At 68.0% G+C, this 18,866-nt stretch carries 13 protein-coding genes; 7 read left to right on the top strand and 6 right to left on the bottom strand.

The features are described from left to right. Positions 1-51: 51 nt before the first annotated feature. Both NNX37_RS13555 and NNX37_RS13560 read right to left on the bottom strand, forming a co-directional pair. Positions 52-1,860 carry an AMP-dependent synthetase/ligase gene (locus NNX37_RS13555; RefSeq protein WP_255793255.1) on the bottom strand — a complete coding sequence of 603 codons (1,809 nt, stop codon included), beginning with the start codon at positions 1,858-1,860 and terminating at the stop codon, positions 52-54. Positions 1,861-1,902: 42 nt separating this feature from the next. Further along, a complete protein-coding gene (locus NNX37_RS13560; RefSeq protein WP_255793546.1) occupies positions 1,903-3,384 on the bottom strand; it encodes a dolichyl-phosphate-mannose--protein mannosyltransferase in 1,482 nt (493 codons plus the stop codon). A 229-nt stretch (positions 3,385-3,613) separates the two neighbouring features. On the opposite strand from NNX37_RS13560, the gene rsmI reads away from it, so the two are divergent. Together rsmI and NNX37_RS13570 are read left to right on the top strand one after the other, a co-directional pair. Next, a complete protein-coding gene (rsmI, locus tag NNX37_RS13565; RefSeq protein WP_255793256.1) occupies positions 3,614-4,480 on the top strand; it encodes a 16S rRNA (cytidine(1402)-2'-O)-methyltransferase in 867 nt (288 codons plus the stop codon). Between the two features lie 169 nt (positions 4,481-4,649). Further along, entirely contained in the window at positions 4,650-6,131 is a 1,482-nt protein-coding gene (locus NNX37_RS13570) for an NAD-dependent succinate-semialdehyde dehydrogenase (RefSeq protein ID WP_255793257.1), read from the top strand. 94 nt (positions 6,132-6,225) lie between these two features. Here the strand turns inward: NNX37_RS13570 and NNX37_RS13575 are convergent, their stop codons facing one another. Genes NNX37_RS13575 through NNX37_RS13585 form a run of 3 tightly spaced genes read right to left on the bottom strand, consistent with a single transcriptional unit; the run spans position 6,226 to position 11,017 of the window. After that, positions 6,226-8,571 carry a transglutaminase family protein gene (locus NNX37_RS13575; protein WP_255793258.1) on the bottom strand — a complete coding sequence of 782 codons (2,346 nt, stop codon included), beginning with the start codon at positions 8,569-8,571 and terminating at the stop codon, positions 6,226-6,228. Then, positions 8,568-9,908 (bottom strand): DUF58 domain-containing protein, encoded by a 1,341-nt coding sequence (locus NNX37_RS13580; RefSeq protein ID WP_255793259.1) that lies wholly within the window; start codon positions 9,906-9,908, stop codon positions 8,568-8,570. The genes NNX37_RS13575 and NNX37_RS13580 overlap by 4 nt, the downstream gene beginning before the upstream one ends. Before the next feature lie 44 nt (positions 9,909-9,952). Then, positions 9,953-11,017, bottom strand: a complete 1,065-nt coding sequence (locus NNX37_RS13585; protein ID WP_255793260.1) for an AAA family ATPase — start codon at positions 11,015-11,017, stop codon at positions 9,953-9,955. Between the two features lie 149 nt (positions 11,018-11,166). On the opposite strand from NNX37_RS13585, the gene NNX37_RS13590 reads away from it, so the two are divergent. Together NNX37_RS13590 and NNX37_RS13595 are read left to right on the top strand one after the other, a co-directional pair. Then, complete coding sequence (locus tag NNX37_RS13590; protein ID WP_255793261.1) at positions 11,167-12,102, top strand: TatD family hydrolase; 936 nt, start codon at positions 11,167-11,169, stop codon at positions 12,100-12,102. Between the two features lie 347 nt (positions 12,103-12,449). Beyond that, complete coding sequence (locus NNX37_RS13595; protein WP_308206327.1) at positions 12,450-13,613, top strand: ubiquitin-like domain-containing protein; 1,164 nt, start codon at positions 12,450-12,452, stop codon at positions 13,611-13,613. 6 nt (positions 13,614-13,619) lie between these two features. Here NNX37_RS13595 and NNX37_RS13605 read toward each other — a convergent pair whose 3' ends face one another. Continuing rightward, positions 13,620-14,846 (bottom strand): helix-turn-helix domain-containing protein, encoded by a 1,227-nt coding sequence (locus tag NNX37_RS13605; protein WP_255793262.1) that lies wholly within the window; start codon positions 14,844-14,846, stop codon positions 13,620-13,622. Between the two features lie 249 nt (positions 14,847-15,095). On the opposite strand from NNX37_RS13605, the gene rsmA reads away from it, so the two are divergent. From rsmA to NNX37_RS13620, 3 genes are read left to right on the top strand one after another with little or no spacing between them, the layout of a single operon-like run. Beyond that, positions 15,096-15,980 carry a 16S rRNA (adenine(1518)-N(6)/adenine(1519)-N(6))-dimethyltransferase RsmA gene (gene rsmA / locus NNX37_RS13610; RefSeq protein ID WP_255793263.1) on the top strand — a complete coding sequence of 295 codons (885 nt, stop codon included), beginning with the start codon at positions 15,096-15,098 and terminating at the stop codon, positions 15,978-15,980. 19 nt (positions 15,981-15,999) lie between these two features. Beyond that, positions 16,000-16,962 carry a 4-(cytidine 5'-diphospho)-2-C-methyl-D-erythritol kinase gene (locus tag NNX37_RS13615; RefSeq protein WP_255793264.1) on the top strand — a complete coding sequence of 321 codons (963 nt, stop codon included), beginning with the start codon at positions 16,000-16,002 and terminating at the stop codon, positions 16,960-16,962. Positions 16,963-16,968: 6 nt separating this feature from the next. Then, complete coding sequence (locus tag NNX37_RS13620; protein WP_255793265.1) at positions 16,969-18,861, top strand: ABC-F family ATP-binding cassette domain-containing protein; 1,893 nt, start codon at positions 16,969-16,971, stop codon at positions 18,859-18,861. The last annotated feature ends 5 nt before the right edge of the window (positions 18,862-18,866 follow it).

Genomic DNA, 18,866 nt, shown 5'->3' on the forward strand with positions numbered 1-18,866 from the left:
CGCAGAAATCCCCCGGACCGGAATCGGTACGGGGGATTTCTGCGTCCGGGACTACTTCGCGTAAAGCTTGTCGACCACGTCGGAGTAATCCGCAATCACTGCATTGCGGCGCAGTTTCAGGGTGGCGGTAAGGTGCCCGGATTCCAGGGTGAAGTCCTTGGGCAGCACGCTGAACCTGCGGATCTGCTCCGCCCGGGAGACCGTCGCGTTGGCGGCGTCCACGGATTCCTGCAGCAGCTGCTGCACCCGGGGATCATCGGCGGGGACCCCGTCCGGAGCGCCGTTCTCACGGCTCCACGCAGCAAGGGCCTCATCATCCAGGGTGATCAGGGCGGAAATGAACGGCCGCCCTTCACCCACCACAATGGCCTGCGAGACGAGCCGGTTCTCGCGGATCTTTTCCTCCAGAGGGCCGGGAGCCACGTTTTTACCGCCGGCCGTTACCAGGAGATCCTTCTTGCGGCCGGTGATCCGCAGGAAACCGTCATCATCGAGGATTCCTACGTCGCCGGTCTTGAACCACTCGCCCTCGAAGGCGTCCGCGGTTGCTTCGGGATTGCGGTGGTAGCCCTTGAAGACCACGGCTCCGCGGACCAGGACCTCGCCGTCGTCGGCAATCCGGATGGTGGTGCCCGGCATGGGCAGGCCCACCGAGCCCACCCGTGTGCGGGAAACCTGGTTGACGCTCGCCGGGGCGGTGGTTTCGGTCAGTCCGTAGCCCTCCAGGACCGTGACGCCGCAGCCGCGGAAGAAGTGCGCGAGCATCGGGCTCAGTGCGCTGGCGCCGGAGATGGCGAAGGCGGCGTTTCCGCCAAGGACCGCGCGTACCTTCGGGTAGAAGAGCTGTTCGAAGAGCTTGTGCTTGAGTGCCAGCGCCACTGACGGGCCGCGGCCGCCGCGGGCGGCCGAGTCCTGTGCCTCCGAGTAGGCAACAGCCACCTCGGCGGCGGCAGTAAACGCCTTGCCCTTTCCTGCGGCCTCGGCCTGCGCCTGGGCGCCGCTGTAGATCTTCTCGAAGATCCGCGGCACCGCCAGCAGGAAGGTGGGAGAGAAGGTCTTCAGATCCGCCATCAGGTCGGAGGCGCTGCGTGAATGGCCAACCTTGACGCCGGCGTGCAGGCAGCCGACCTGGACGGCGCGGGCGAGCACATGTGCCAGCGGCAGGAACATCAGCGTGGTGGGGTTCGGAGCCTTGAGCATCTCCGGCAGCACTTCGCGGATGTTGACGCCGAAGAGGGCGAAGTTGCCGTGCGTGATCTCGCAGCCCTTGGGCCGTCCGGTGGTGCCGGAGGTGTACACCATGGAGGCGGTGTCACTGAGGTTTGCGGTGCTGCGGGCTGCCTCCAGCGTGTCGTCGCTGACACTGCTTCCGGCGGCGGCAAGGGCGGTGAACGTGTCGGCGCCGTCGCCGTCGTTCATCATCCAAAGCGAAAACTCCCCGTCCAGGGCGGATGCGGCCGCGAGCACGACGGCGGCTTTGCGTTCGTCCTCCACGAACACGGAACGGGCACCGGAATCCTTGAGGATCCACTCGACCTGGGACGGCGAGGAGGTTTCATAGATCGGGATGGTGACGGCGCCGGCGAACCAGTTGGCCATGTCCGCCACGGTCCATTCGTAGGAGGTCCGGGACATCACGGCGACGCTGTCTCCGGGGCGGACACCGGATCCGATCAGGCCCTTGGCCAGCCGGGTGACTTCCCCGAGGAACCGGGCGGCAGTGATGTCTTCCCAACTGCTGCCGTTCTTGACTGCGTACAGGACGCGGGAGGGATCTTTTCGATGCATCTGGAGCAGAAGATCCGTAACATTCGAATCTTCGGGAAGGCTAACCAGGAGGTCAGTGGCGGACTCGCGCACTTATTCCTCTCTTTCTGTGCACTGAGCACATGGGTATTGAGACTAAATCCAGCTGGGCATCCACATACGCAGCCGCCAGTCAGAATACGGGATGGTTTCCGCCGTCCAGACCGGCAGGAAGTATGCCGAGAGTGCCAGGACCCCGGCAGCGAAGCAGCAGACAATCAACAGTCCGGTGCGCCGCCGCTGCAGGCTGTCCGTGGGCCGGCCCAGGACCAGGCCAAGCACATACACCAGGGCGAGAACGAGGAACGGCTCGAAGGACACCGCATAGAAGAAGAACGTGGTCCGTTCAGGATAGGCGAACCAGGGCAGGTAACCGGCAGCCACTCCGGACAGCACGGCACCGGCACGCCAGTCCCGCCGGCCCGCCCAGTAAAAGAGGACCACCAGGAGTGCGAGGGCCGCTGCCCACCAGATGAGGGGATTGCCTACCGAGGTAATCGCCGTCGAACAGCTGTCTGCTGCGCAGCCGCTCTCGCCCGTTTCGGCGCCCTCATAGAAAAACGAGGTGGGCCGGCCCATAAACAGCCAGGTCCACGCGGAGGACGAATAGCTGTGGTCCGCCGTCAGGCCGTTGTGGAACGCGTACGCGCTGCGGTGGTATTCGGCCAGGGAACGCAGCGGGGCCGGCACCCAGCCCCATCCTTCGTCCGGGTTCTGCGCCGCCCACTGCCGGTTGTACGCGTCCCGGGACAGCAGCCAGCCGCTCCAGCTGGCCGTATAGGTGATCAGCGCCGCGGGAATGAGGGTCAGGAACGCCGGAACTCCGTCCCGGAGGAGGGCGGCTTCCCACTGGACGACGCCGGCAACCCGTCTGGCGCTGACGTCCCAGAGGACCGTCATCAGGCCGAAGACGGCGACGAAGGCCAGCGCGGACCACTTGGTGCCCACGGCCAGGCCGAGGCAGACACCCGCTGCGATCCGCCACGGACGCCAGAGCAGCCACGGCCCGTACAGGAGCGGTCCGCTGCCGGGGGAGATCGGCCCCCCGGAGCCTGCGGCGCGGGCGAGCGCACGTGCGAGCCGCAGCCGGCCGTCCCGGCGGTCCAGAAGGAGGGCGCCGAAGGCGGCCACAATCCAGAACGTCAGGAAGACATCGAGCAGGGACGTGCGGGAGTGGACCAGATGGTGCCCGTCCACGGCCAGGAACAACCCGGCGAGGGCGCCAAGGGCTGCGGAGGAGAACAGCCGGGCGGCGATAAGCCCCACCAGCAGGACCGTGACGGTGCCGGCCAGCGCAGCGCCGAAGCGCCAGCCGAAGGAATTGTCCGAGCCGAAGAAGGCCATGCCCAGGGCGATCATCCATTTGCCCACGGGCGGGTGCACTACGTACTCGGGTTCGTTAAGCAGCACCTGGGGCCGGCCCGCAGTGAAGGACTCGTTGGCGTCCTCGGGCCAGGACCGTTCATAGCCCGACTGCAGCAGGGAGTAGGCGTCCTTGACGTAGTACGTCTCATCAAATATCAGGGACTCCGGTTCACCCAGCCGGGTGAAACGCAGCACCCCGCCCAGCACGGCCATCAGCAGCGGCAGGATCCAGCCCGCCGCCCCCAACGGGACCAGGGCGTTGCCCAGCAGGCGTTCCCGCAGGGCTTCGAAGGTGTAGGCATGCTGTGGGGACTTGACCGGGGCCGGTGCCTCGCGGCGGGTCGTCGAGGTACCGGAGAGACTCACGCGCACCACTCTATAGCCTGTCGCGTAGGGTTAGAGGGTGGACTCGAGCAAGGTAACAAGCAGTAAGACAGGCACCATGTCAGGCATCGCAGAGAAGGACGCCGCAGGGCCCGGGCAGATTGTCCTGGCGGCAACACCCATCGGCAACATCGGGGATGCGACCAACCGGCTGATCGGGCTGCTGGAAAGCGCCGACATCATTGCCGCTGAGGACACCCGGCGGCTGCACCGGCTGGTCAGCGCCCTGGGTATCACCACGCGGGGCCGGATCATCAGCTACCACGAACACAACGAGGCCTCCCGCACCGCGGATCTGCTGGAGATGGTCCGCGGCGGAGCCACCCTCCTGATGGTGACCGACGCCGGCATGCCGGCCGTGTCCGATCCGGGTTTCCGCCTGGTGGAGGCTGCGGCCGCCGAAGGGTTGACGGTCACGGCAGCCCCCGGACCGTCCGCGGTGCTGACCGCGCTGGCCCTGTCCGGCCTGCCGACGGATCGGTTCTGCTTTGAAGGTTTCCTGCCTCGGAAGCCGGGCGAGCGCAGCAGCAGGCTGGCAAAGCTGGCCAACGAGCAGCGGACCATGGTGTTCTTCGAAGCCCCGCACCGCCTTGAACCCATGCTGCGGGCCCTCGACGAGGCCTTCGGCGCGGGCCGGCGCGCCGCCGTCGCCCGCGAGCTCACCAAGCTGCATGAACAGGTACTGCGCGGCCCGCTGCGCGAACTGCTAAAGTGGGCCGAAGCCGGCGACGTACGCGGTGAAATCGCCGTGGTGGTCGAAGGTGCGCCGGACGCAGCGCCGGAACAGGCCGCAGACCACGTGGGCGCCGTCAACTCCCTGGTGGAGAAGGGCATCCGGCTCAAGGACGCCGTGGCCGCGGTTGCCGAGGATGCCAGGATCAGCAAGCGTGAACTGTATTCGGCGGTGCTGGAAACGCGCAGCTGAGCTGCACCTTCCGGGACTGCCTCCGTCGGTGCTGGGCAGATGCACAGTGTTTTCCGTTGTAGGCAGTGCACGACCGCATTTACAGGGACAGCCCCCGAAGCCTACGGTGAAAGGGAAACCGCGGGTACGACGCCCGTGATGGATCCGCTGAACTTTGGAGGCATTTCCCATGGGTATTCCCGCAGACCGTGAAGCCGAACTCCTGGCCCGGGTCCCCACCGGTCTGTTGATTGACGGCCAGTGGCGGGACGCCTCCGGCGGACGCACGTTCGACGTCGAAGATCCGGCCACCGGCAAGATCCTGCTCAGCATCGCCGATGCCTCGACCGAGGATGGTGCGCTCGCCATGGACGCGGCCGTGGCCGCACAGGAGGACTGGGCCCGGACGGCGCCCCGGGAACGCGGGGAAATCCTGCGCCGCGCCTTTGAGCTCGTGACGGAACGCACCGAGGACTTCGCCCTGCTGATGACCCTGGAAATGGGCAAGCCGCTGGCCGAGGCCCGCGGAGAGGTGGCCTACGGTGCCGAGTTCCTGCGCTGGTTCTCCGAGGAAGCCGTCCGTATTTCCGGCCGTTACAGCACCTCCCCGGACGGCAAGTCGCGCCTGCTGGTGAACAAGAAGCCGGTGGGACCCTGCCTGCTGATCACTCCGTGGAACTTCCCGCTGGCCATGGCAACCCGCAAGATCGCCCCTGCCGTGGCCGCCGGCTGCACCATGGTGCTCAAGCCCGCCAAGCTCACCCCCCTGACGTCCCAGCTGTTCGCCGCCGTCATGATGGAAGCCGGACTGCCGGCCGGGGTGCTCAACGTGGTGTCCACTACCTCTGCCGGTGACGTCACCGGCCCCATCCTCAAGGATTCCCGGCTGCGGAAGGTCTCCTTCACCGGATCCACCCCGGTGGGCCAGGGCCTGATCCGGGACGCTGCCGAAAATGTCCTGCGTACCTCCATGGAACTCGGCGGCAACGCGCCCTTCATTGTTTTCGAGGACGCAGACCTGGAGAAGGCCGTGGACGGTGCCATGGCCGCGAAGCTGCGGAACATGGGCGAAGCCTGCACCGCAGCCAACCGCTTCATCGTCCAGGACACGGTCGCGGACGAATTCGCCGAGAAGTTCGCGGCCCGCGTCGGTGCCATGACCACCGGACGCGGCACCGAGGAGGACACCAAGGTCGGCCCGCTGATTGACGGCAAGTCCCGGGACAAGGTGCACGCCCTGGTCATCGAGGCGGTCGACGGCGGCGCCGTGGCCTTGGTTGGCGGGGAGCCGGTGGACGGGCCCGGCTACTTCTACCGGCCCACCGTCCTGAAGAACGTTGCCGCGGACGCACGGATCCTGAAGGAGGAGATCTTCGGGCCGGTGGCACCGATCGTGACTTTCTCCACCGAAGATGAAGCGGTGGCCCTGGCCAACAACACCGAATACGGATTGGTCTCCTACGTGTTCACGAAGGACCTGAACCGCGGACTGCGGATCGGTGAAAAGCTCGAATCCGGCATGCTGGGACTCAACGCAGGAGTGGTTTCGAACGCCGCCGCACCGTTTGGCGGAGTCAAGCAGTCCGGGCTGGGCCGCGAGGGCGGCGCTGAGGGCATCGAGGAATACCTGTACACCCAGTACATCGGCATCGCCGACCCCTTCGCCGGCTAGCCAGGCCCGCGGCAGGAAACCCGGTGACGCTGCGGCGTCACCGGGTTTTTGCTTCCCGCTGCACCCGGGTTCCTGCCCGCTGCACTGCAGCGGCTCACCCGTGCCGGAAGCGCAGAGCCAGCGACGGGGGAAGGAACCGGGCATGGAGCCGGCCGAGGAAACCCGTGCCGCGGCGCAGTTCCTCCTGCACGGTTTCCAGGTCCGCCCACACGGGAGCCGGTGCCGGTGCGCCGCGGCCTGCTCCGGCATACGCTTCCACCTCGAACGAGCTGCGGATACGGTTCAGCGCTTCCTCGGCGCGGGGCGACAGCCCGGCCTCCTGGGCCAGCCGGTCCGCATAGGTCCGTGGAGTGTCGGAGGTCCGGCCGGGATAGCCGTAATCGATGCCAAGATCCGCAAGTTCGTCCCAGACCGGACCCGTCCGGCCGTCTGCGGCGGCGTGCCGCCTTCGCGCGGCCCGCCGCCGGCGCATAGCCCACGGTGTCAGGACGGCAGCCGCTGCCGCAAGCGCGCCCAGCAGCGCACCGAGCCAGGCGGTTCCGCCCGCATCGCCCGGTTCGAGCACCGTTTCCGGTTCCAGCGGGGCTTCCTGCGGGAGCGCCGGAGCCGCTGCAGGCGTTCCCGGGAGGCGCGGATCCTCATCGTCGCGGATGGTGGCATCGGCAGGTGCCAATGGTTCCCGGGCGTAGACCGGTACCGACCCGCGGGACGGAGTGGGCTCGAAGCGGACCCAGCCGGCTCCTTCGAAATACAGTTCAGGCCAGGCATGGGCGTCTGCAGAATCGACCTCGAATTCACGCAGCGGTTCGCCGTTGGGTCCGGTGCCGTCCGGTGTGTTGCCGGTGCTCTGCCCGGGGGCGTATCCGAGTGCCATCCGGCTGGGAATGCCCTCCTGCCGGGCCATCACTGCCATGGCCGCAGCGAAATGCACGCAGTAACCGGCCTTCCGCTCGAGGAACTCGGACAGGACCGACATTCCGTTCCCGTCATATCCGCCCTCCACGGGAGCTTCCAGCGAGTAGGAAAACTGCGGGCCGCGAAGATACCCCTGGATCGCCATGGCTTTGGCATACGGGGTGGATGCGTCCTTCACTGCCTCCGCGGCTGCGTCACGGATGTTTCCGGGAAGGTCCGCGGGCAGATCCGTGAAAACGGCGTCAACGCTGCCGCTGTCGGCTTCCGGAAGCCGTGCCAGCTCCTCGGGAGTAAGCTCCGGGGAAACGCTCAGGACCTGGTAGTCCTGCGGCGAGGCGCTGTCGGAGCTGTCGTCCAGGACAGTCATTGTTTTCGGGTCCCAGGACCAGTTCCCCTCGGCACCGGTCACTCCGAGCGGGTAATAGGGGGCCAGCAACCAGGGACTGGAATAGGTCCTGGAGCTGATCCGAGTCACCACCGGGGTGCTCCGCCCTCCTCCCGGCAGGGTGGAGGCATCCGGCGACATCGTGGAAACGCCTTCCCTGCGTTCTGCCGCGCGTATATCCGGGCCCCATCGGCTGCCCGAAAAATCCTCCAGGGTGGTGGACCGAAGATACACAGGATCCGTCGAAGACGTCGCATAGGTGATCCGCCCCGCGGATTGGGGCTGACGCAGGTCGCTGCCCAGGGAGACGACCGGATTCAGTCCGGTGCTGCCGGAGAAGAAGTTGAACCGGGTGCCTTCCGGGAAGGCGCCGCCGCTGAATCCCGGCAGGACTGCGGGCAGCAGCAGCGCCAGTGCAAGGGACGACGCGGAAACCGCGGTTGCGCGTGCCAGCCAGGGCCGCGGAACGCGGGTGCCGGGTCCGTGCTGTTCCCGGCGGGCGCCGGCCGCGAGCAGCACCACGTAGCCGGCGCCCGCGAGCAGGAAATACCCCGTACCCAGACTCTCGGGTTTCAGCACCGCGGGGAGCATGAGGACAGCGAACAGGCCGAGCCCTGCGGTGGCCGGCATCCGGAGCGTGGCCGCCAGGGTATCGGTCAGCACAGCCACCAGCCCGATCCCGGCGCAGCACAGGAACAGGATGCCCGGCAGCGGCTGCACGGGCGTGACCTCGGTGAGGATCACCGTGCGTGCCTCGGACAGCAGCGCATCCGCGCGGGCGAGGGTACCCGGACCGGGCAGGAAACCCAGGAATGAGGACGATGAAGCAAACAACCAGGTAAGGGTGCACGCCAGGACGGCCATACCGGATACCGGCACCAGCGGTTGCGGCACCCTGAACCTCCGTGCAGCGGCGGTGGCCGCCAGGGGAACGAGGACGGCGAAAAACAGCGGCGTCAGCCAGGACCAGCCTTCGATGACCCCGTGCACGCTGAGTGAACACAGCAGGACGGCCAGGGCACTTGCCGCGCCTACCGCAACGTTGGCCGCTTCACTGCTTCCCCGGGGAGCCGGGTCCGGCTCCTGCGGGCTCCCGGACAGCGGAGAGCCGGCTTCGGGGCGTGTCAGCAGGGCGCTCATATCTGCTCCCCGCCCGCGTGGACGGACGGGCGGTCCTGGTCGAGGAGGGACCACGCAGCCGGCACCGGAGTTGCCGGGGTCACCGCAGCGGCAATCCACCCGGCGTCCCGGAGGATTTTCACTACCGGGTGCAGCCCGGCCGGCCGGTCCGTGACCAGCAGAATCAGCGGCTGGCGGGCATACCGGGAGGCCGGGGCCAGGACGAGGGCTTCTTCGGTGGTCATCCGCCCCGCAACAACCAGCAGGGGTCCCGGTGCCTGGCCGGATCCGTCCAGTGCCGCAAACGGCACCGCAGCGTCCGGCGGACGCCCGGCCGACGCCGGCGGAACGGGCTCCAAGCCCAGGGCGGCCAGGCCCTCGGCGAGGTTCAGCACGCCGTCGGATCCGCGGAAACCGGTCTCGCTGCCGTCCAGGGCGGAGGGGGAGCGGGCCAGTCCCGGCCGCGAAAGCTCGTCGATAAAGCGCACGCTGAAGCCGGCCTCCGTGAAGAACACGGCACATGAGATAACGGCCGACACTGCCCACTCGAACGTTTCCGAGGTCAAGAGGTCGCCGTTGCCGGGAAGCGGTGCCGCTCCGTCAGCATAGGCGGGCAGGCGCTGGTCCAGCAGGATGGAAGCGGTGGGCGCTGTCACTGGTTCCTCCTGCCGGACCATCAGTTCGCCGTGCCTGGCCGTTGCAGCCCAGTGCACGCGGCGCATCGGATCCCCGTACCGGTACTCCCGGGTGGACACATCGTCTTCACTGGGCGTTCCGCGGCGTCTGCTGGATGCGGTGCCGTCGGTGCCCAGAGACCCGAACAAGGACGACGGCGGGAGCTCAAGCGGTGCAGGAGCCACGGCCAGCCGGTCGGTTCCGCCGAGGGTGTGCACGGTCCTGGCCAGCCCCAGGGGATCGAGGAACTCGGCGGTTACCGGACCAATGCCGTAGAGTCCGCGCCGGCTCGACCGCAGGCGGTACTCGTAGGTGCTGCTTCCGTTCTCCGCCGCGTGGACGGCGGGAAACCGGAACACCGGGCTGGGCCCGAAGCGGAACGGCAGGCCCTCCCGCATCACGGCTCCCGACACCGGTGCTCCCCGGCTCTGCACCCGCAGCGTCACGGTGGCTGCCGTCCCGGTCTCCACCAGCGGGGGTGCGAAGGTCCGTTCCACCTCAAAGCCCGGTTTGAACAGGCGCAGCAGGGCCGCAGCCAGGACCGGCAGCCCGAGCAGCAGGACCGCGAGGGCCAGCAGGTCCCGGCGTCCCAGTGCGGCTGCGCCGAGCAGCGCCGCCGCACTGGTACCCAGCAGGGCCCAGCCGCGGGGAGTGAAAAACCTCGTGACGGAGGCGGCTTCCATGGTGGCCTTTCGCTGGGCGGTGCGGCGGAGACGGGCAGGGGCAATCAGCGGTGCAGGCGCTCCTGAGCTGCAGCGGTACGGGGGACTGCTACGGAGGTAATCACGGAAGCAATAACGTCTGCGGCGCTGATCCCGGCTCCCGCGGCCTTGCGCTGGAGCAGGAGCCGGTGGGCGAGGACAGGATCCGCCAGCCTCGTGACGTCGTCGGGCAGTACGAAATCCCGGCCCTCGAGCGCTGCATATGCCTTGGCGGCACGGAGCAGCTGCAGAAGAGCACGGGGACTGGCACCCAGGCGCAGATCCGGATGTTCCCGGGTGGCACGCCCCAACGCGACCGTGTACTCCTTGACAGCAGCCGAAACGTAAATATCCCGGACCCGGGCGATCATTGCCGACGCCTCGCGGATCCCTACCACGGGGGTGATGCCGTCCAGGGGCGAGCCGGCCTGGTGGTGGTCCAGCATGTCCACTTCCGAGCGGGCATCGGGGTAGCCAAGGGAAAGCCGGGCCATGAATCTGTCCCGCTGTGCTTCCGGCAACGGATAGGTCCCCTCCATCTCGATGGGGTTCTGCGTGGCCACCACCATGAACGGCGCCGAGAGCCGGTGCGTGCCGCCGTCGACGGTCACCTGGTGTTCCTCCATGCACTCCAGCAGGGCGGACTGTGTCTTGGCCGAGGCCCGGTTGATCTCATCGGCGATCACCACGTTGGCGAAGACCGGACCCTGGCGGAATTCGAACCGGTGGCTGTCCTGGTTGTAGATGGACACCCCGGTAACGTCCGACGGCAGCAGATCGGGGGTGAACTGGATGCGGCTGACGGTGCAGTCGATGGTCCGGGCGAGCGTTTTCGCGAGCATCGTCTTGCCGACGCCGGGAACGTCCTCCAGCAGTACGTGACCCTCGGCAAGCAGGACCGTAAGCACCAGCCGGGCAGCTTCTTCCTTGCCGTCTATGACGGTGTTGACCGCGGCGAGGATACCCTCGGCCGCAGCGGCGAAGGACTCTGCGTCAATGGTGGAGGAGGGGGACTGGAGAGTGGTGGGGGATTGCCGGGAAGGAAAGCCGTTGAGGGACGCTGCGGCGGCAGAGGAGAGCGGAGCGTCCATGGACACCTTCCATGCTCGGCGGTGGCTGCTGCGACACGCGGGTCGCCCACGGGATAAACAGGCCGGGATATGCAGGCTGAGATATCCGTGCGGTGAAGGCAGACAGTGGTTTGTCTCCTTAGGCTACTAGCTCACCTAGGCTTAAGAACATGAGTAATCGAAGTGGATTTGTCCCGGGAAGCATACCGGCGGCCTACCTGCCGCCGGCCGAAGACGCCGGATCCGTCCGGCACAAGGGCAAAGGCTATCCGCCGGCGCCTGAGCCGCTGCCGGTGCCCGTCATGGATAACCATACGCATTTCGACTTCCCGGCCGACAACGGCGGAGGCGGTTTTACGGCCGCCCTTGCCGCTGCCCTGGATGCGGCAGAAGCCGCGGGCGTCTCCGGTGCCGTCCAGGTGGGAACCGATCTCGAGTCCTCCCGCTTCACCGCTGCCGCCGTCGATTCCGATCCGCGCCTGCTCGGTGCAGTGGCCATCCATCCCAACGATGCCCCCGTGCTAGCCGGGGAGGGGACGCTGGAGCCGGCGCTCGCCGAGATCGAGGCGCTCGCCGCCCATCCGCGGATCCGCGCCATCGGGGAAACCGGGCTGGACTATTTCCGGACCGGGGAAGACGGCAGGGAACAGCAGCACTATTCCTTCCGCCGGCACATTGACATTGCCAAGCGCCTTGGACTTGCCCTGCAGATCCACGACCGCGACGCCCACGACGACGTCGTCCGCCTGCTGAAGGAGGAGGGAGCCCCCGGCACGGTGGTCTTTCACTGCTTCTCCGGGGACACCGAGCTGGCACGTATCTGCAACGACAACGGCTGGTACATGTCCTTTTCCGGAACGGTGACTTTCAAGAATTCGCACAATCTCCACGAGGCGCTCGCGGTTGCGGACCGGGAGCTGCTGCTGGTGGAAACGGACGCCCCGTTCCTCACACCCCATCCGCACCGCGGGCGTCCGAATGCGAGCTACATGGTGCCTTACACGGTGCGTTCCATGGCGGCCCGGCTGGGCGCGAACCTGTCGGAGCTGGGAGCGCAGCTTTCTGCAAACACGCTTCGGGCCTACGGATCCTGGGCCGAGGCATAGCCTCCCTCCACAGGCGCCGAAGGCAGGAGCGTGAAGCAGGTGTAACGGGTGGCTCCGGACAGCGTGTTTGCCACCACATCACGGTTCGGTTACGGTAGGGATCAATTAGCCGGGGTCGGGGAAGGCATCCGGACTATCACTTGCATTTTTTGCGGGACTGTGCCGTTCAGTGGTGCGGACCTGTAAACGCGTAGAGGGCAGCACAAGCCTGCTGCCCTCCACGGGTTGCGTGCCGCCATGCCTGCGCCTGGCCGCGTTCCATCCACACTGCCCCCGGGCAGCGTGACCTGGACAGCGGATGGCGCTTCAAGTCCCCGTGCCCGGATTCTTTGACCGTTTGGAATCTCGTGGCAAGTTCACTCGCAAAGCGTGGGGTAAAGATCGTCGGCCAGGCAACCGTGATGGTCTGCCTCCTGTTGGGACTGGTCGCCTTTGTCGGCGCCAGCAAATCGGTGGTGCTGACTGTCGACGGCGAAACCCGGAAGGTGCAGACCTTCGACGGCACCGTCGCCGACGTCCTGGAAAAGGCCGATGTCTCCGTCTCCTCCGCTGACCGTGTGACCCCGGAACCGGCAGCCGCGGTCCAGGACGGCACCACCATCGAAGTCGAGCGTGCCCTCGCCGTGGACGTGACGGTGGACGGCAAGGGGACCACGGTCCACACCACGGGGGAGACCGTCGAGGACCTGGTCTCGGAGCTCCGGGTCTCCACCAACTCCGCCGTCTCCGCCCCGCTGGACAGCTCGCTCGAGGGGTTGGACGGCAGCATTTCGATCTCCACTCCCAAGACCGTGTTCGTCACCGTGGACGGAAAAACCCACGAGCGCAGCACCACGGCGGGGACCGTCCGGGACCTGCTGAAGGAATCAGGAGTGAAGCTGGGCGCAGCCGACCAGGTGTCGGCGCCGCGCAGTGCCGGCCTGGTGGACGGCATGGGCCTGAAGGTTACCCGCGTCTCCGCCGGCGTGGAGGAAACGGTCACGGAGCCGGTGCCGTTCACCAGCGCCGAGGTTCCGGACGCCACCCTCGTGGAGGGCGAAAAGAAGGTGACCACTGCCGGAGTGAACGGCGAACGGACACGCATCTTCTCGGTCACCGTGGTGGACGGCAAGGAAATCAGCCGGACCCTCGTCAAGGAAAGCGTCACTAAGGAACCGGTGGCCGAAGCCGTTGCGAAGGGCACCAAGAAGCGCGCCGAAGCCAAGCCCGCCACCCCGCCGGCAGCCACCCCGCCGGCTGCCGGAAGAGGCGGGAACGCACCCGCTTCCGGCACCTGGGCCGCACTGGCGCAGTGTGAATCCGGTGGGAACTGGCATATCAACAACGGCAACGGCTACTACGGCGGCCTGCAGTTCAGCTCCGGCAGCTGGCTTGGTGCCGGCGGCGGCGCCTACGCACCGGTGGCCAGCGAAGCCACTCCGGAGCAGCAGATTGCCGTGGCTGAGAAGCTGCGCGCCAACGGCGGATGGGGCCACTGGCCGTCCTGTGCCTCGAAGCTCGGCCTGCTCTAAGCGGGCTCAGCCGGCAGCAATCCGGTGGGCCAGGGCAGCGGCGTGTGCTGCCCGGTCCCCGGCCCCGGCCGTGCGGAAGGACCGTTCGCTGTCCGCGAGATAGGCGGAACCGGCGTCGGCACGGCCGGTCCGCGCCAGGGCGAGGCCCAGATGGAGGGCCAGTTCGCCCGAGTCCTGGGGCGACAGTTCGTCCCGGTGGCTGTAGACGTCCGAGAGCATTCCGACCGCCCGGGAGTGCTCACCCAGCAGGTCCAGCAGGAGGCCCTGGCTGTGGGCCAGTTCCAGCTGCTCGGGACCGGAGAGCCCCACCACCGACATCGCCGCCTCGGCGTGCTCAATGCAGGCAAGTGTCTCGTCGTCGGAAATGCCCGCGGCGAGGCGCATTGCCGCCGTCGCGTTGTTGAACCGGGCCCACAGTTCGACGTCGAACCCCGGCTGCAGCAGGTCCCCGGCAGTGCGGTGGTGCAGCAGCCCGGTGTGTATGTCACCGCGGCGGAACGCTACGGTGCCCACCGCCCAGAGGGCCTTGCCCTTGGTCTGGCGGTCCACCCCCGTCTCCAGCAGCGGCAGGATCAGGGTGCGGCAGTAGCCCCAGGCCTCCTCGATCCAGTCGGCCTCGGCCAGGGCGGCAACCAGTGCCTCGCACGCTTCGAGGAAAGCCGCAGGTCCAACCCCTGAGCCCTGCACCTTCGCCACGGCCCTGCGGGCATGGGCAACTGCCGCCTCCAGTTCTCCGGCCCCCTGATGGGCGGCGGCGAGCAGGGTTTCGGCCTGCGCCGCCCGGGCAGAGTGCTCCAACGCCAGGGGATGACCGACCAGGCTGAACGCTTTTCCGATGCTCTTCCGATAGGCGTGGACGGTGCACAGGCAGCAGGCGGCCAGATAGGTCAGCTCCCACCACGCCGGCAGATCTCCCTCAGCCAGCGCAGCTTCCGCCCCTGCTCCCGCAAGGACACACGCCGTACCGTAGTCCCGCTCGTCCACCGCCTGACGGGCGGAGAGCTCAAGGAAAAGGACGGTCTCGTCCCCGGCGCGGCCCCCGCCCCGGCTGCCGGTACTGCCGGGGGCAAGCCGCTCGCACAGCATCCGGACCGCGCCCGGAACGGGTTCCCTGCGCCCGGTTTCCAGCAGGGAGATTTCCCGCGGCCGAAAAATCCCGTAGCCCAGCTGAGTCTGTGTCAGGCCACGCTGCTGCCGCTCCGACCGCAGCTTGTCACCGAATGATTTACCCATCGTCGATACCGCCGATCCCAGGGGTGCGGCACACTGTCGCCGGTGCCGGCAATGCGCTCGATGCTACCGGCGGGAGTCCGCCGTCGGCAGAGCAGGCCGCTGTTCCGGACGGCAAAACAGCGAAGTCCCCGGCATCCACCGTAACGACCGGTCCGTGCGCCGGGAACCGGGTCCGGGGGACTGTCCCGAAACGACCCGCAGCCGGATGCCCGCACCCGGCTGCTGCGCCCGCTCGGCTAGTATTACTGGGTGAGAGAATCCGAACCCGCCCCCCGAACACCCGTCCCCGCGCTCCTTGGCGCCTCGGATATCCGGGCGCTGGCGGAGGAACTCGGAGTCCGACCCACCAAGACGCTGGGCCAGAACTTCGTCATTGACGGAAACACCATCCGCCGGATTGTGGCTGCAGCCGATATTGCACCCGGTGAAACGGTGCTGGAAGTAGGCCCGGGACTGGGATCGCTCACCCTGGGCCTCCTCGACGCAGCCGAATCAGTGGTGGCTGTGGAGATTGATCCAGTCCTTGCCGGCAAGCTGCCCTCCACCGTGGCTGAACGGCGTCCGGAAGCGGCGGACCGCCTGCACGTTGTCCTCGGCGACGGCATGCGGATCAAGGAACTGCCCAGAGAACCCACCGCGCTGGTGGCGAACCTGCCCTATAACGTTGCGGTGCCCGTGGTGCTGCACCTGCTGGAGCACTTCCCGTCCCTGCAGCACGGCCTGGTCATGGTGCAGGACGAAGTCGCTGACCGGATGGCCGCCAAACCCGGCTCCAAGACGTACGGTGTGCCCTCCGTGAAGGCGGCCTGGTATGCACAGATGCGCAAGGCCGGCGTGATCGGAATGAACGTGTTCTGGCCCGCGCCGAAGATCGCTTCCGGGCTGGTGGGATTTGTCCGGCATGAACCGCCGCAGACCCGCGCCACCCGCGAAGAGGTGTTTGCCGTCATCGACGCCGCTTTTGCCCAGCGCCGCAAGACGCTGCGCGCCGCCCTGGCCGGCTGGGCGGGCAGCCCCGCGGAAGCGGAGAAGGCGCTGCGTGCAGCGGGTGTGGACCCCAGCGCTCGCGGCGAGGTCCTGGACATTGCCGCTTTCGCCCGCATTGCCGAGGCACGGAAGCCGCTCATTGCCTGAGGAAAAGGAACCTGTTGAGATGTCCGGCCCGCGTTCCGTCCGCGTCCGGACCCCCGGGAAGATCAACGTCTCCCTGAAAGTGGGTCCGCTGCGCCCGGACGGCTATCACAGCGTGGCCAGCGTCTACCTGGCCGTGTCCCTTTTCGAGGAAGTAACGGCCACGGAGCTGGCAGCGGATGAGATCCGGCTGACGCTCAGCGATCCGGAGGGCCGCCTCCCGGAGGCCGGGATTCCGCTGGACGGGGACAACCTTGCCGCCCGTGCCGCCCGGGCGGTTGCGTCCCGGGCCGGCAGGGACCGCGCGGGTGTGCACCTGCACATCACCAAGCGCGTACCGGTGGCCGGCGGGATGGGCGGCGGCTCGGCGGACGCCGCGGCTGCCCTGGTCGCCTGCAACGAACTCTGGAACGCAGGCCTGGGGCCGGCGGATCTGGCGGATCTGGCTGCAGGCCTCGGAGCCGATGTGCCGTTCGCCCTGCTGGGCGGCGCTGCCGCCGGGCTGGGGGTGGGGGACCGCCTCACCCCGGTCCCGGCCCCGCAGCAGCTGCACTGGGTCCTGGTACCGGCTGCCTACGGACTCTCCACTCCGCAGGTCTACGCCGCCGTCGACCGGCTCCGCGACGGGGCCGACGTCGCCGAACCCACGGAAGCGGACCCGGCAGTTCTCGCCGCCCTGGCAGACGGGAACACCGCCGCGCTGGCAGGCGTTCTAGCAAATGACCTGCAGGCGGCCGCGCTGGAGCTTGCCCCCGGACTCCGGTCTGTGCTGGAGGCAGGGATCGGGCTCGGTGCCCTCGCCGGCATGGTCTCCGGCTCCGGACCTACCCTGGCCTTCCTGACAGCGGGCGAAGCCGCCGCGTCCGCCCTGGCCGCCGCCCTGCGCGCCGAAGGGTATGACGCCCTGGCCGCCTACGGGCCGGCCGAGGGCGCCGTCGTGCTTCCGGCCGCCGAAACCACCGCACCTCAGACGTACAGAAAGTAGTACCGATTGGCACACCTGCTTGGTGCTGAGAACCTCAGCATTTCCTTTGGCACGCGCACCATCCTCGACGGTGTCTCCCTCGGCCTCGAGGAAGGCGACCGGATCGGCATGGTCGGCCGCAACGGCGACGGCAAGTCCACCTTGATGAGCCTGCTCGCTGAACGGCAGAGGCCCGACGACGGCCGGGTCACCCGCCGCCGCGACGTCACCGTGGGGTACCTGGACCAGACGGACGTGCTGGACGGGGACCTGACCGTCGGCCAGGCCATCGTGGGCGACGCCGCGGACTACGAATGGGCGTCCAACGCACGGATCCGCGACGTGATGAGCGGCCTGGTGCAGGAAGTCGACTGGAACGCCTCCGTCTCCTCGCTCTCGGGCGGGCAGAAACGCCGGGTGGCGCTGGCCAAGCTGCTCACCGGCGACGACGACGTCATCATGCTGGACGAGCCCACCAACCACCTCGACGTTGAGGGCGTGGCCTGGCTGGCCCGGCACCTGAAGCAGCGCTGGCGCCCCTCCGACGGCGGCCTGTTGGTAGTCACCCACGACCGCTGGTTCCTGGACGAAATCTGCACCCGGACCTGGGAGGTCCACGACGCCGTGGTCGACCCGTTCGACGGCGGGTATGCCGCCTACGTGCTGGCCCGCGCAGAGCGTGACCGGATGGCGTCCGTGGTGGAAGGCAAGCGCCAGCAGCTGGTCAAGAAGGAACTGGCCTGGCTGCGCCGCGGCGCCCCGGCCCGCACCGCCAAGCCCAAGTTCCGCATCGAAGCCGCCAACAACCTGATCGCGGACGTTCCCGAACCCCGCGACACGCTGTCCCTGAACAAGATGGCCACCGCGCGCCTGGGCAAGGACGTCCTGGATCTGGAGAACGTCTCCCTGACACTCGGGGACACCGACCTGTTCCGGAACATCACCCTGCGCCTGGCGCCGGGGGAGCGGCTGGGCCTGGTGGGTGTCAACGGCGCCGGCAAGACCACACTGCTGCGCCTGCTCAACGGCGACATCGAGCCCACCTCAGGCAAGCTTAAGCGCGGCAAGACCGTGCAGACCGCCGTGCTGTCGCAGGAGGTGAAGGAACTCGACGAGGTTGCCGACCAGCGCGTCATCGAGGTCATCGAAAACGAGAAGCGGGTCTTCAACGTCGGCGGCCGCGAGGTCTCCGCCGGCCAGCTCGTGGAGCAGCTCGGCTTCAGCGCCCAGCGGCAGTGGACCCCGGTCCGTGAGCTTTCCGGCGGTGAACGGCGCCGGCTGCAGCTGCTGCGCCTGCTGGTGGGGGAGCCGAATGTCCTGATGCTGGATGAGCCCACCAACGACCTGGACACCGACACCCTGGCAGCCGTCGAGGACGTGCTGGACGGCTGGCCCGGTACGCTCGTGGTGGTCTCCCACGACCGGTACCTGCTGGAACGGGTCACCGACCACCAGATGGCGCTGCTCGGCGACGGAAAGCTGCGCGGCCTGCCCAACGGCGTGGACCAGTACCTGGAACTGCGCGGCGCCGCGCTGGCCGCCAACTCGTCTGCGTCCACCGCGGCCCGGGGATCATCCCAGGCTGCACGTGCCGCTGCGGCCGGTGCCTCCCGTCCCGGCGGTTCCTCGGCGTCCTCCGCGCCCTCCAACGGCGGGACGACGACGGCGCTGGCGGGCTCCGGTGCGTCCGAGGCCGAAAAGCGGGCGGCCAAGAAGGACCTGACCCGGATTGAACGGCAGCTGAGCAAGCTGACGGCGCAGGCGGAGAAGATCAACGCCCAGATGAACGACGCCACCCAGAAAGCGGGCGGCGCGGACTTTGAACTGATCGGCGAGCTCAACGCCAAGCTGCAGGCCGTGGCAGCCGAGCAGGAGGAACTGGAAATGCAGTGGCTGGAGGCCTCGGAGCTGCTGGAATAGGGCGG

Origin of the sequence: Arthrobacter zhaoxinii (assembly GCF_024385505.1) — a bacterium.
Lineage (GTDB): Bacteria > Actinomycetota > Actinomycetes > Actinomycetales > Micrococcaceae > Arthrobacter_B > Arthrobacter_B zhaoxinii.

Excerpts from the sequence above, each read along its gene's own strand:
- NNX37_RS13560 (WP_255793546.1), bottom strand. The coding sequence starts at position 3,384 with ATGGCCGTGCTGGGCGGGGTGCTGCGTTTCACCCGGCTGGGTGAACCG.
- rsmI (WP_255793256.1), top strand. The coding sequence starts at position 3,614 with ATGTCAGGCATCGCAGAGAAGGACGCCGCAGGGCCCGGGCAGATTGTC.
- NNX37_RS13570 (WP_255793257.1), top strand. The coding sequence starts at position 4,650 with ATGGGTATTCCCGCAGACCGTGAAGCCGAACTCCTGGCCCGGGTCCCC.
- NNX37_RS13575 (WP_255793258.1), bottom strand. The coding sequence starts at position 8,571 with ATGAGCGCCCTGCTGACACGCCCCGAAGCCGGCTCTCCGCTGTCCGGG.
- NNX37_RS13580 (WP_255793259.1), bottom strand. The coding sequence starts at position 9,908 with ATGGAAGCCGCCTCCGTCACGAGGTTTTTCACTCCCCGCGGCTGGGCC.
- NNX37_RS13585 (WP_255793260.1), bottom strand. The coding sequence starts at position 11,017 with ATGGACGCTCCGCTCTCCTCTGCCGCCGCAGCGTCCCTCAACGGCTTT.
- NNX37_RS13590 (WP_255793261.1), top strand. The coding sequence starts at position 11,167 with ATGAGTAATCGAAGTGGATTTGTCCCGGGAAGCATACCGGCGGCCTAC.
- NNX37_RS13605 (WP_255793262.1), bottom strand. The coding sequence starts at position 14,846 with ATGGGTAAATCATTCGGTGACAAGCTGCGGTCGGAGCGGCAGCAGCGT.
- NNX37_RS13615 (WP_255793264.1), top strand. The coding sequence starts at position 16,000 with ATGTCCGGCCCGCGTTCCGTCCGCGTCCGGACCCCCGGGAAGATCAAC.